The organism is Agrobacterium sp. CNPSo 2736 (assembly GCF_004005385.1).
GTDB classification, from domain to species: domain Bacteria; phylum Pseudomonadota; class Alphaproteobacteria; order Rhizobiales; family Rhizobiaceae; genus Agrobacterium; species Agrobacterium leguminum.
The window spans coordinates 18023-31410 of the sequence record NZ_RZTX01000027.1; the positions used below are offsets into that span (position 1 = coordinate 18023).

General features: G+C 59.9%; 11 protein-coding genes. 8 read left to right on the top strand and 3 right to left on the bottom strand.

What is annotated here, in order from left to right:
• Positions 1-111: 111 nt before the first annotated feature.
• On the top strand, positions 112-945 hold the full coding sequence (locus EM858_RS25780; RefSeq protein WP_120947574.1) for a response regulator: 834 nt from the start codon (positions 112-114) through the stop codon (positions 943-945).
• Between the two features lie 17 nt (positions 946-962).
• Here the strand turns inward: EM858_RS25780 and EM858_RS25785 are convergent, their stop codons facing one another.
• Positions 963-2519, bottom strand: a complete 1557-nt coding sequence (locus tag EM858_RS25785; RefSeq protein WP_127758425.1) for a phospholipase D family protein — start codon at positions 2517-2519, stop codon at positions 963-965.
• Between the two features lie 159 nt (positions 2520-2678).
• On the opposite strand from EM858_RS25785, the gene EM858_RS25790 reads away from it, so the two are divergent.
• From EM858_RS25790 to EM858_RS25800, 3 genes are read left to right on the top strand one after another with little or no spacing between them, the layout of a single operon-like run.
• Positions 2679-2993 carry a metalloregulator ArsR/SmtB family transcription factor gene (locus EM858_RS25790; RefSeq protein ID WP_003524773.1) on the top strand — a complete coding sequence of 105 codons (315 nt, stop codon included), beginning with the start codon at positions 2679-2681 and terminating at the stop codon, positions 2991-2993.
• Entirely contained in the window at positions 2990-3346 is a 357-nt protein-coding gene (locus EM858_RS25795; RefSeq protein WP_003524775.1) for an SRPBCC domain-containing protein, read from the top strand. Before EM858_RS25790 ends, EM858_RS25795 begins: the two co-directional genes overlap by 4 nt.
• Before the next feature lie 41 nt (positions 3347-3387).
• Entirely contained in the window at positions 3388-3996 is a 609-nt protein-coding gene (locus EM858_RS25800) for an ATP-dependent Clp protease proteolytic subunit (protein ID WP_127758426.1), read from the top strand.
• Between the two features lie 421 nt (positions 3997-4417).
• Here the strand turns inward: EM858_RS25800 and parE are convergent, their stop codons facing one another.
• Positions 4418-6541, bottom strand: a complete 2124-nt coding sequence (gene parE, locus EM858_RS25810) for a DNA topoisomerase IV subunit B (RefSeq protein ID WP_127758427.1) — start codon at positions 6539-6541, stop codon at positions 4418-4420.
• Positions 6542-6766: 225 nt separating this feature from the next.
• Between parE and EM858_RS25815 the strand changes: the two genes are divergently transcribed.
• From EM858_RS25815 to EM858_RS25830, 4 genes are all read left to right on the top strand, one after another.
• Positions 6767-7648 carry an alpha/beta fold hydrolase gene (locus EM858_RS25815; protein WP_127758428.1) on the top strand — a complete coding sequence of 294 codons (882 nt, stop codon included), beginning with the start codon at positions 6767-6769 and terminating at the stop codon, positions 7646-7648.
• 212 nt (positions 7649-7860) lie between these two features.
• Positions 7861-8631: a triose-phosphate isomerase gene (gene tpiA, locus EM858_RS25820; RefSeq protein WP_127758429.1), complete on the top strand. Its 771-nt coding sequence runs from the start codon at positions 7861-7863 to the stop codon at positions 8629-8631.
• 116 nt (positions 8632-8747) lie between these two features.
• Positions 8748-9212 carry a preprotein translocase subunit SecG gene (secG, locus tag EM858_RS25825; protein ID WP_059760449.1) on the top strand — a complete coding sequence of 155 codons (465 nt, stop codon included), beginning with the start codon at positions 8748-8750 and terminating at the stop codon, positions 9210-9212.
• 159 nt (positions 9213-9371) lie between these two features.
• The gene (locus EM858_RS25830) at positions 9372-11000 is read left to right on the top strand and encodes a CTP synthase (RefSeq protein WP_003524803.1); all 1629 of its coding nucleotides are present in this window, start codon (positions 9372-9374) and stop codon (positions 10998-11000) included.
• Between the two features lie 751 nt (positions 11001-11751).
• On the opposite strand, the gene fumC is transcribed toward EM858_RS25830, so the two are convergent.
• Entirely contained in the window at positions 11752-13143 is a 1392-nt protein-coding gene (gene fumC / locus EM858_RS25835; protein ID WP_035223240.1) for a class II fumarate hydratase, read from the bottom strand.
• Positions 13144-13388: the final 245 nt, after the last annotated feature.

A 13388-nucleotide genomic window follows, 5' to 3' on the forward strand; every position in this document is an offset into this window, starting at 1 on the left:
TCCGTTTAGGTAAGCATGTGCTCAACTGCTTTTCCGGCAAAAGTGTTATTAATGATTCTGAAAAATGAGCCTGCTATCTTTCCCTGACATACGATGGGGGATCGGGGCAGAATGAATTTTCTAGGCATTACGGGCATGCAATATTCTGGCGTGCCTTTTACCAACAGCCGCATCTTGCTGGCGGAAGATACCAATGTATTCACCCAGATGGTGAGCATGCGCCTGAAGGAGCTGCTGGGCGTTACCGTGGAAGTGTGCCGCAATTTCGAGGAATTGCAGGCCTGTTACGAACATTCTCCCGAACCGGTGACGCTGGCCATTTCCAACATCAACCTGCCGGGGGCGGAAAAGGGCGAGGCGCTGGAATATCTGATCGATCTTTCGATCCCGACCATCGTTTTCACCAGCACCTTTCACGAGGGGACGCGCGAAACGCTGATCGCCAAGGATGTGGTTGATTATATCCTTAAGGACAATATTTTCGCCGTGGATATGCTGACGGAATCCGTCTGTCGCTTCCTCACCAATCATCGCCATCATGTGCTGATCGTCGATGACAGCCCGACGGCGAGGGCGCTGCTTTCGAGCCGCCTCAAGCGTTATAATTTCCGCGTCAGCCTGGCGGATAGCGGTGCGAAGGCGCTCGATATCCTGAAGGCCAACCCCGATATCGGCCTCGTGGTGACCGATTACAACATGCCCGATATTGACGGCTTCGAACTGACGCGGCGCATCCGCACCGTGCGCGGGTCGCATGAGCTGCGCATCATCGGGGTGTCCTCCTCCACCAACCGGCTGCTTTCGGCGCGGTTCCTGAAGGCGGGCGGCAATGATTTCATGCTGCGCCCCTTCATCGACGAGGAGTTTTATTGCCGGGTCAACCAGAACCTCGATACGCTGGTGCAGATACAGCTGGCGAAAGCGGGGGTAAGGCCGGCGGCCTGAGCTTAGGCTTTCCCCCGTTAAAGCTGCGATTCAAACGGCAGGAAGCGCATGATGCCGGCGACGATGCGGCGGCTGATGGCGGCGTCGGGTTCGCGCCGGTAGGTTTTCGTGCGCCCCTGTTCTTCCGTCATCCAGACAATGTGCCTGCCTTTGTCGATTTCCAGCTCGAAGCTCATACTGCGGCGGATTTCGCCGGCAAATATCTCGTCCATACAGGCAACCAACGGCGCCGAGTTGAAGACGACGCCCATTTCCGTATTGAGTGAGGCGGAGCGTGGATCGAAATTGAGCGAGCCGATATAGCCGGTCCTGCCATCGCGGGTGAAAGCCTTGGTGTGCAGGCTCGCCTGTCCCGAGCCGCGCAGGGTGAAGTTGGACTGATCGGCCTGCGCGCGCAGCTCGTGCAGGCGCACCCCGCCCGAGAGAAGCGGTTTTCGGTAGCGGGCATAACCGGCATGGACGGCGGCCACATCTGTCGCGGCCAGTGAATTGGTGAGGATGGCGACCGACACGCCGTTTTCTGCGAGCTGTAGAAATATCCCCACACCCTGTTTTCCGGGAATGAAATAGGGGGAGGTGATGTGCAGGCTGTCGCTTGCGGCCTGCATCAGCGGCAGCAGGCTCTCCATCAGGAAGTTATGACCCTTGCGGCGTTTGCCAGCCGCCTTTTCCGGCGGGTCGGCAAGGATATCCGCCGCCTCGACCCAGTGCAGGCGGTCCGACATCAGGAAATGGTCGCGGTCATATTGGCTTTCGATCCGCTCCAGATAGGGTTTGGCAGCCTCGCTTTTCGGCAGGGCATCCAGTTCGCGGCGCAATCTGGCGAGTTTGTTTGGCCGTCTTGCCAGCAGCGACCGCACCGGCACGGAAACGGCGCTGTTCCAGTAATCGTCGAAGATTTCGGTGGCGTCGGCGACGATGTTGCCGAAACCGAGAATATCGAAATCGTGGAAATTCGCCCGCTCGGCGGCGTCGAAATAGGCGTCGCCAATGTTGCGCCCACCGACGATCACGGCCCGCCCGTCGGCAATCCAGGCCTTGTTGTGCATGCGCCGGTTGACGCTTCGGAAGCGCAGCACCAGCTCGATGCTGCGATGCAGGATGTTTTCCCGCGCCCGGGTGGGGTTGAACAGTCGCAACTCGATATTCGGATGGCTGTCGATGGCGTGGAAGATGCGGTCGGAGATGGAGACGCCGAGATCGTCGAGCAGCAGGCGCACCCGCACGCCGCGATCGGCTGCGGCGATGACTTCGCGCATCATCAGCCGTCCGGTCAGGTCGGCATTCCACATGTAATACATGAGATCGAGGCTGCGCCCGGCGGCACGCGCCGCCGCCACGCGCACCGCAAAGGCATCGAGGTTGGAATGCAGCAGGCAGAGCGCATTTTTCTCGTTCCAGCCGTTTCTTATCGATTGCCAGTGCCGGTCCAGCGTCGTCGCGTCTTCGGCAAGGGGCAGGGCGGTGGAGGGGCGCTTGGGAATGGCCTTTTCCCGCTGCTTGCCGATGACGACAAACAGGCTCGGCCCGATGACCATAAGAAGAATGACGATGAAGACCGTAAATGCAGTCACTTGTTTTGATCGCTCCCGGCCCGAAGAGTATCAGGCGGGATGAAAACGCGCGAGGGGATAAAGCGTTCACCGCACCTCGTGCCTTCGGCGTGAAAAAGGCGCGTTTTCTACGCGCCGAAAGGGCTTGTGAATCACATAAGTGTGTGCTTATGTGTTGTCATGACAGAGAACGATATTTTCCGGGCGCTGGCCGATCCGACGCGACGCGCCATTTTCGAAAAGCTGGCGGATGGCGCCATGAACGCTTCCGCCCTGCGTGAGGGGATCGAGATCAGCCAGCCGGCCATGTCGCAGCATCTTTCAGTGTTGCGCGGGGCGGGGCTGGTGGTCGAGAAGCGGCAGGGCCGTTTCGTCAATTATGAAGTGGATCCGGACGGGCTGACGCGCATTGCGGCCTGGCTCGGCAAATATCGCGCCTACTGGCCGCAGCGCATTGAGGCTCTCAAACTCCTGCTGAAGGATATGGACCAATGAACAGGCAGACACCGGAAGCGCCGAAAAACGGCATCGAGCTTGAATATGATCTGGACGAGCCGCCGCAAAAGGTCTGGCGCGCCATCAGCATTCCGGCGTTTCGTGAAAACTGGCTGCCGAAGGAGGCCTTGGCGGAACCTGACGCAATCGATATCAAGCCCGGCGAGGAGGTGCGCTACCGGCTGCGTGAGGATAATCCGCCATTTCTGGAAAGCACCGTCACCTTCAGGATCGCGGCGAATGCCCATGGCGGCACCAGCCTGCGCATCATTCACGACCTGCCCGTCAATACCGGCCGGATGATAAAGGCCGCCGCAAACCACAACGGTTCGCCGATCAAGCTCGCCGCCTGATCCGGAACGTTCCCCGACATTTCAATGACAGGAGTTCGCCGATGCGCGAAGCGATGCAACTCGTCCCTATGGTAGTCGAACAATCTTCGAGGGGAGAAAGGTCTTTCGATATTTATTCCCGGCTGTTGCGGGAAAGGATCATCTTCCTCAACGGTGAGGTGAACGATGCGGTTTCGGCGCTGGTCTGCGCGCAATTGCTGTTTCTCGAGGCGGAAAACCCGAAGAAACCGATCCATCTCTATATCAATTCGCCGGGCGGTGTGGTGACCAGCGGTCTCGCCATGTATGACACCATGCATTACATCCGCGCACCCGTTCATACGCTCTGCATGGGAACGGCCCGCTCCATGGGATCGTTTCTGCTGATGGCGGGTGAACCGGGCGAGCGGAGCGCCCTTCCCAATGCCAGCATCCACATTCATCAACCGCTGGGCGGTTTTCAGGGGCAGGCGTCCGATATGCTGATCCATGCCGAAGAGATGCAGCAGACCAAGCACCGCATGACGCGGCTTTATTCCGAACATTGCAAACGCAGTTATGAAAAATTCGAAGCGGCCATGGACCGGGATTTTTTCATGACGGCGGAGCAAGCTCTGGAATGGGGCCTGATCGATCGCATTCTGGCCGTTCGTGAGGATGTTGCGGCATAACGCCGGACGCTTATTCGGATTTCCTGCTGATATTGGCGCCCACAGGAGCGCTTCGTTCGCGAAATCGCCGACGATATGGGTGGTGGAAAAGGGGGAGCGATCCATACTGGTGACATCGTGCCTGCCGGCAAAGGCGCTGAAAATCGCGCGGCCGACCCGACCGGAACTGCCCGTCAGCACTATCCGCATGATATTCCGCGCCCCATCGACATAGCTAATACGAGGCCCATTGAGGGGATCGCAACCTGCCCTCATACGCGACGTCATCCTTGGGCTTGTCCCAAGGATCTAATCGCGTCCAATTAAATCGAGACGTTGCAGATGCTCGGGACAGGCCCGAGCATGACGGAAGAGAGCGTTCCGTACTTTCTCCGCAATCTGACGGCAGCTGGGCGAGCCGTCCCAAAACCCATCCGGATGATCAGATATCCAGATTATCCGCGAATGCCGCCCGTTCCTGAATGAAACGGAAGCGCGCATCGGCCTTGGTGCCCATCAGATTGTCGACGGCCTCGCGGGTGCCTTCGAAATCCACATCGTCGATCTCGACGCGCAGCAGGGTTCGCTTTTCGGGATCCATGGTGGTTTCCTTCAGCTGCTGGGCCATCATTTCGCCGAGGCCTTTGAAGCGGCCGATTTCGACCTTCTTGCCCTTGAAGACGGTTTCCATCAGCTCGGCGCGGTGCGCGTCGTCGCGGGCATAGGCGCTCTTGGCACCCTGACGGATGACATAAAGCGGCGGCACGGCCAGATAGAGATGGTTGCCGCGAATGAGTTCCGGCATTTCCTGGTAAAAGAAGGTGATGAGTAGCGAGGCGATATGGGCGCCGTCGACATCGGCATCGGTCATGATGATGATGCGCTCATACCGCAGATCCTCTTCGCGGTATTTGGTGCGCGTGCCGCAGCCGAGCGCCTGAATGAGATCGGCGATCTGCTGGTTGGCGGAGAGCTTTTCGCGGCTGGCACTGCCGACGTTGAGAATCTTGCCGCGCAGCGGCAGGATGGCCTGATTGGCGCGGTTGCGCGCCTGCTTGGCCGAGCCGCCGGCCGAGTCGCCCTCGACGATGAAAAGCTCAGCGCCTTCTGCGGTGTTCTGGGCGCAATCCGCCAGCTTGCCGGGCAGGCGCAGCTTGCGCACGGCGGTCTTGCGGTTGACTTCCTTTTCCTTGCGGCGGCGCAGGCGCTCTTCGGCGCGCTCGATCACCCAGTCGAGCAGCTTCGCCGCTTCGCCCGGATTGCCGGCGAGGTAGTGGTCGAAGGGATCGCGCAGCGCGTTTTCGACGATGCGCTGGGCCTCGACGGTGGCGAGCTTGTCCTTGGTCTGGCCGACGAATTCCGGCTCGCGGATGAAGACGGAAAGCATGCCGGCGGCCGAGATCATCACGTCATCGGTGGTGATGTCCTTGGCGCGCTTGTTCTGCGTCAGGTCGGCATAATTCTTGAGGCCCTTGGTGAGAGCGATACGCAGGCCCGCCTCATGCGTGCCGCCTTCGGGCGTCGGAATGGTGTTGCAATAGGAATGGATCTGCGTGTCGCCGCCATACCAGGTGACGGCCCATTCCAGCGCGCCGTGGCCGCCGGTCTTTTCCGTGCGGCCGGAGAAAATCTCGCGGGTGACGGTGAATTCCTTGCCGAGCGTGGCGGCAAGATAATCCTTTAGGCCGCCGGGGAAATGGAACACGGCCTTTTCGGGGATTTCGCCGCCGGCCGGCACCATGCCGGGATCGCAGCTCCAGCGGATTTCGACACCGCCGAAGAGATAGGCCTTGGAGCGGGCCATGCGGAAGATGCGGGCCGGCTCGAACTTCGCGTGGTCGCCGAAGATCTGCGGATCGGGATGGAAACGCACGCGGGTGCCGCGGCGATTGTGCACGTCGCCAAGCTCTTCCAGCGGACCGATGGGCAGGCCGCGCGAGAAACGCTGGCGGTAAAGCTTGCGGTTACGGGCCACTTCCACTTCGAGAAGATCGGAGAGCGCATTGACCACGGAAACACCGACGCCGTGCAGGCCGCCCGATGTCTCATAGGCCTTGCCGTCGAACTTGCCGCCGGCATGCAGCTTGGTCATGATGACTTCGAGCGTGGATTTTCCCGGAACCTGCGGGTGGTTTTCCACCGGAATGCCGCGGCCATTGTCGGTGACCGTCAGGAAACCTTCGGCGTCGAGATGAACCTCGATGAAATTGGCGTGGCCGGCGACGGCCTCGTCCATGGAGTTGTCGATGACTTCGGCGAAGAGATGGTGCAGCGCCTTCTCATCGGTGCCGCCAATATACATGCCTGGGCGCATGCGCACCGGCTCCAGCCCTTCGAGCACGCGGATCGAAGAGGCGCCGTAGTCGTCACCAGAAGGAGACACGGGCGCGGGCGGGGCAGGCGGGGTGACGGTCGCAACGGCTGCGGGTTTCGGCTGCACATTCGCGTTCGCGGGCACGTTGGCGGCCGCGGTCACCGGCGTCTTTGCGGTATCCTCGCTCGTTTCCGTATCGCTGTTTCGTGCTGCCGGAAGACCGGAGAAGAGATCGTTGCTGTCGTCCATCATGTCCAAAGTTCAAAAGCGTGTGTCAGAATTTCGCCATGCGAATCATTATGCCAGTAGCGTCAATCATAACGCCAAACGCGGTTCCCGTCCGATTTGAAGTGGATCCGTCTGGCAAACGCGGCGCATCCTATGCCACGATTGTGTCAGGGTTTCGCAACAGGAGGATTGCGCTGGCGAGGTTGCAATGGCAAGTCTCGCAGCCACGAATGAACGGTTAGCCAAGGCATGTCCACAGCTCATTTCACGTTTTGTACTCTTTTCAGCCTGACTGTTGCGGCCATGCCGGTTGCAGCCTTCGCCTCCGACGGGCCGCTGCGTCCCTTCAAGGATGAGCTGTTTTCCGCCCAGACGGTGCTTTCCACGGCCGATGGCGGCGCTTCCGAGGTGATCGATTATCAGGAGATGCGCGATATCAACGGTCGCGACGAGGTGCCGGAGCGGCGGGTGAAACGGCAATATGTCGATATGACGCCGAAGAAGGCGCAGGCGCTGGAGACCGTTTCCGTTGAGGGCAGGGCGCTTGAGGTCGGCCGCGTCGGGCCGGCGAGCGGGCAGGCCTTCACGGTCATCTTCATCCACGGGCGCGGCGGCGACCGGCGGCTCGGCATGAACGACTATACGTTCGGCGGCAATTTCAACCGGCTGAAAAATCTGGCCGTCGCCAATGGCGGCACCTATTATGCGCCGAGCGTGCGCTCCTTCGATGAGAACGGCGTTGCCGATATCGCGGCGCTGATTGCCGATGCGGCCAAAAAATCGGGCGGCAAGCCTGTCATTTTGACCTGTGCCTCCATGGGCAGTTTCATCTGCTACGGCATCAGCCGCGACAAGGCAGCCGTCGCCAATCTCAAGGGCATGGCGATCCTCGGCGGTGCGGTCGATCCGGATTTTCCGAAAAGCGTCTTTGCCAGGGCGAAGAAGCCGGTCTGGTTCACCCATGGCAGCGCCGACAAGGTCTATTCGGCCGATCAGCAGGCGACGATCTTCCGCTCCTTGCTGAAGGCTGGCGAGCCGGCGCGGTTCACGCGCTATGAGACCGGCAGCCATGGCACACCGGTGCGCATGACCGACTGGCGGGCGGTTTTGAACTGGATTTTGAGCCGCTGAGGCCCTGATTTGGGTCAGCAACGGCAAATTTTTAGAAATTGGCCGTCGTTTTGAACCTTCGGGCCGCTTTTTTGTACCATTTATTGCCGGGGCCGTTTAAAGGAATATCCCGGGATTTCCGGCAGTGTTTCTGTCGCGATTATGGGCCGTGATACGGCTGAGGGAAGGGGCGCCGCCACAGGCGGCCTCAAGACAAAGGGAATGGGATACGCATGACGCCGAATGTTCGACCGCTTGTTGCCGGAAACTGGAAGATGAACGGCACCCGTGCCTCGCTCGATCAGATCAAGGCCATGGCAGAGGGCGTCAAGGGCGCGCTGTCCGAGAAGGTGGATGCGCTGATCTGCCCACCCTCGACGCTGCTTTATGTAGCAACGGCGCTGTGCGACGACAGCCCGCTGATGATCGGCGGACAGGATTGCCATCAGAATGCATCTGGCGCACATACCGGCGATATTTCCGCCGAGATGATCGCCGACTGCTTCGGCACCCATGTCATCGTTGGCCATTCCGAGCGCCGTACCGACCATGCAGAGACGGATCATCTGGTGCGCGCCAAGGCCGTGGCCGCCCATCAGGCCGATCTCATCGCCATCGTCTGCATCGGCGAAACCGCGGATGAGCGCAAGGCGGGCCAGACGCTCGACATCCTCAAGCGCCAGCTTGCCGGCTCCCTGCCGGATGAAGCGACGGCTGAAAACACCGTCATCGCCTATGAGCCTGTCTGGGCAATCGGCACGGGTCTGACACCCACCGTGGACGATGTGCGCGAGGCCCACGCCTTCATGCGCGACGAACTCTCCAAGCGCTTCGGTGAGGCCGGCAAGACCATGCGCATCCTTTATGGCGGCTCTGTGAAGCCCGCCAATGCGCTGGAACTGATGGGCGTAGAAAATGTCGACGGGGCGCTGATCGGCGGCGCGAGCTTGAAAGCCTCAGACTTCCTGTCCATCTATGCGGCATACGAGCAACTGACGGCCTGAGACAGGTTTTCCTGTTACAGATGGCGGGAAAGGGGCTTGGAATAAGCCTTCGCCTCATGTAAAGAGCCGCGAAACCTTCTTTGTAGTGCTCCGCGCGGGGCATGGAATGGATTGTCATGCAGACCGTTTTGATTGTTATTCACCTCATGATCGTGCTGGCGCTTGTCGGCGTGGTCCTGATCCAGCGCTCCGAAGGCGGCGGCCTCGGTATCGGCGGCGGTTCGGGCTTCATGTCCGCGCGCGGAACGGCCAATGCGCTGACGCGCACCACGGCGATCCTTGCCGCGCTGTTCTTCGCGACCTCGCTCGGCCTCGGTCTCCTGACGCGTTACGAATCGCGCCCGACCGATATTCTGAACCGTATTCCGGCCACGCAGGGCCAGGGTAACGGCATTCTCGATACGCTCGGCCCGGCGACGACGCCTTCGACGCCCGCTCCGGCTCCGGCTGAAAATGGCGTTCCGACCAATAATGGTGCAGCCGCACCGGCTCAGACGACCCCGGCTCCGGCCGCTTCCGGCACGGCCGCTCCGGCCCCGGCGCAGCCCGCCGATCCGAACGCAGTTCCGACCGGTCAATAAGCCCGGTTCTGATTTAACGCTCCGGCAGGCCAAAAGCCTGCCGGTTTTCTTTTGTTCGCATTCCGGCCAGTTGAATTGTGAATTCGTCAACAGCGAATTTGCAACAGCATGAAATTTGGGCTGGCGGAATCAGAGGTAAAAAGGTATCCGGTGAATCCCATGGCGCGATATGTATTCATCACAGGCGGCGTGGTCTCCTCTCTAGGCAAGGGCATCGCCGCGGCAGCACTCGGAGCTTTGTTGCAATCCCGTGGTTATCGGGTGCGGCTTCGTAAACTCGACCCCTATCTGAACGTCGATCCCGGCACCATGAGCCCGACACAGCACGGCGAAGTGTTCGTGACGGATGACGGTGCCGAGACGGACCTCGACCTTGGTCACTACGAGCGCTTCACGGGGCGTTCGGCCACCAAGACCGACAACATCACCACCGGTCGCATATATAAGAACATCATCGACAAGGAACGGCGCGGCGATTATCTCGGCGCAACCGTTCAGGTCATTCCGCATGTCACCAACGAGATCAAGGATTTCGTGATCGAAGGCAATGACGATTACGACTTCGTCATCTGCGAGATCGGCGGCACGGTGGGTGACATCGAGGCGATGCCGTTCATGGAAGCGATCCGTCAGCTCGGCAACGACCTGCCGCGCGGCACGGCGATCTATCTTCACCTGACGCTGATGCCCTATATTCCGGCAGCCGGCGAGCTGAAGACCAAGCCGACCCAGCATTCCGTCAAGGAACTGCAGGCGCTCGGCATTCATCCCGACATCCTGCTGGTGCGCGCCGACCGGGAAATCCCGGAAGCGGAACGCCGCAAGCTTTCGCTGTTCTGCAACGTGCGTCCGTCCGCCGTCATCCAGGCGCTGGATGTGGCGAATATCTATGACGTTCCGATTGCCTACCACAAGGAAGGTCTCGATTCGGAAGTGCTGGCCGCTTTCGGCATCGAGCCGGCGCCCAAGCCGCGTCTGGAGCCCTGGGAAGAGGTCTGCAACCGCATTCGCACGCCGGAAGGCGAAGTGACGATTGCTATCGTCGGCAAATATACCGGCCTCAAGGATGCCTATAAGTCGCTGATCGAGGCGCTGCATCACGGTGGCTTCGCCAACCGCGTCAAGGTCAAGCTGGAGTGGATCGAGTCCGAGGTTTTCGAAAAGGAAGACCCGACGCCCTATCTCGAAAAGGTCAACGGCATTCTGGTGCCGGGCGGCTTCGGCGAGCGCGGTTCGGAAGGCAAGATCATGGCGGCGCAGTTCGCGCGTGAGCGCAACGTGCCCTATTTCGGTATCTGCTTCGGCATGCAGATGGCGGTCGTGGAAGCGGCCCGTCACCTTGCCGGCATCGAAAATGCCTCCTCCACCGAATTCGGCCCGACGTCCGAGCCGGTTGTTGGCCTGATGACCGAATGGGTGAAGGGTAACGAGCTGGAGAAGCGCTCCTCCAAGGGTGATCTCGGCGGCACGATGCGTCTTGGCGCCTACAAGGCGGCGCTGAAGAAAGACACCAAGATCGCCGAAATCTATGGCACCACGGATATTTCCGAGCGCCACCGTCACCGCTATGAGGTGAATGTGGACTACAAGGACCGGCTGGAAGAATGCGGCCTGGTGTTCTCGGGCATGTCTCCGGATGGTGTCCTGCCGGAAACGGTGGAATATCCCGACCACCCGTGGTTCATCGGCGTTCAGTATCACCCGGAACTGAAGAGCCGCCCGCTTGATCCGCATCCGCTTTTCGCCAGCTTCGTGGAAGCGGCGGTGGAGCAGAGCCGGCTGGTTTGACGGTTTGAAGGAGATGAAGAGGGCCGCGACAGCGGCCCTTTTTTATTGTGGAAATCGAATAACTCTCTTCCGTCATGACGAACTTGATCCGGCATCCAGCCACGGCGCGGTATACCGATCTTTGCGTAGTAAAGTTTGTCGCCATCAGCTCCAGGTGTTGACTGCTATACGGAGGTTGATAGCTGTTGATCGCGTATTCTTATTCTGCTCTAAGCGACGTGTGGGTTGCCCAATATAATGAGACTTCGTGTCGCCCTTTTCCATAATCGAAATAATCTATCGGAATACCAGCCGCGCGCTTGGCATCCATCTCGGCCTTTCGTTCCGCGATGCATGCGTTATCGAGCATTGAGGCGACTTTTTGCGGATTTTTGTTTGAAACGAGATATGCTTTTGTGGTCCGTTCCAAGCACTTGCCCAATGCGCTCCCGGCCGAGATGACGCGGCGTATTTCTGGGGTATTGTAGGGTGAAAGTGTATTACACGACGCCAGAGCCAGTACGAGGCTCAGGATAATTCCCGTATATCTCAATGTAGTCCCCGCTCAGATTGAAGCTTAGTTGAGTATCAGCCCTACCGCTGAGGCGCATGTTTTAACACCGCAATCGAAAATCATCACCTAAGAATCGCCCGATAACTCACCTCGCCAAAGTGGATATTGGATCAGTTTCGGCTTGTGCCGTCACTTCTCGTGCCCAAAGCAAAAACGGGCCCGAAGGCCCGTTTCCAATTCCATCAAAATTCAAACCGCTTACTTCGGCCCGATCATGTTTTCCGGACGCACATACTGGTCGAATTCCTCGTTGGTGAGGTATCCGCCGCCAACGGCCTCGTCGCGCAGCGTCGTGCCGTTCTTGTGCGCGGTCTTGGCGATCTTGGCGCAGATGTCGTAGCCGAGCTTGCTGTTCAGCGCCGTCACCAGCATCAGCGAGTTCTCGACGCCCTTTTTGATGTTGTCTTCGCGGGCCTCGATGCCGACGACGCAATTGTCGGTGAAGGAGACGGCCGCATCGCCCAGAAGCTGGACCGACTGCAGGAAGTTGTAGGCCATCATCGGGTTATAGACGTTGAGCTCGAAATGGCCCTGCGAACCGGCGAAGGACAGCGCTGCATTGTTGCCGAAGATGTGGGCGCAGACCTGCGTCAGCGCTTCCGACTGGGTGGGGTTGACCTTGCCCGGCATGATCGACGAGCCAGGCTCGTTTTCCGGCAGCGACAATTCGCCGAGGCCGGCGCGCGGGCCGGAGCCGAGGAAGCGGATGTCGTTGGCGATCTTGAACAGCGCAGCAGCGGCCGCATTGATCGCGCCATGCGAGAAGACCATGGAATCGTGCGAGGCGAGCGCCTCGAACTTGTTCGGCGCGGTCACGAAGGGCAGGCCGGTGATCTTGGAGATTTCCTCGGCGACCTTTTCGGCGAAGCCGATGGGAGCGTTGAGGCCCGTGCCGACGGCGGTGCCGCCCTGGGCGAGCTTGGAGAGCGCTGGCAGGGTGGTCTCGATATTGGCGATGGCGGAGGCGACCTGCGCGGCGTAGCCGGAGAATTCCTGGCCGAGCGTCAGCGGCGTTGCATCCTGCGTGTGGGTGCGGCCGATCTTGATGATCTTCTCGAACTGCTTGACCTTGGCTTCCAGCGCCTTGTGCAGGTGCTTGAGGCTCGGCAACAGGTGATGAACGATCTCTTCCACGCAGGCGATGTGCATCGCCGTCGGATAGGTGTCGTTCGAGGACTGGCTCATATTGACGTGGTCGTTCGGGTGAACCGGCTTCTTGGTGCCCATTTCGCCGCCGAGCATCTCGATTGCGCGGTTGGAAATCACCTCATTGGCATTCATGTTGGACTGGGTGCCGGAACCGGTCTGCCAGACGACGAGCGGGAAATGCTCGGTCAGCTTGCCGTCGATGACTTCCTGCGCGGCGGCGATGATGGCGTCGCCGACCTTGGGGTCGAGACCAGCCAGCGCCATGTTGGCGCGGGCTGCGGCCTGCTTGACGATGCCGAGCGCGCGAACGACAGAGGCGGGCTGCTTTTCCCAGCCGATCTTGAAGTTGCCGAGCGAGCGCTGCGCCTGCGCGCCCCAATAGCGATCGGCCTGAACTTCAATGGGTCCAAATGTATCGGTTTCCGTCCGTGTGGCTGTCATCAATCTTGCCTTTTTACTCGTTTTCCTCCGCCAAAACGGCGCCTTCGCCCGCCTTGCGCGGCCGATATATAGAATCATCGCGCCGGCAATGAAAGCGCTGCAATGCAGCGGAGGCAGATATTTCCCGCCGCGCAAAAGCGATTTCGCCGTCTGGCGCGGCGCGGGGTGAAAAAGGCGCCGGCGTGTCATTTTTACTACGACGCGAAATGGCTGGAAAACCGGGCTTTCCGGGGGGGGCTGGGAAG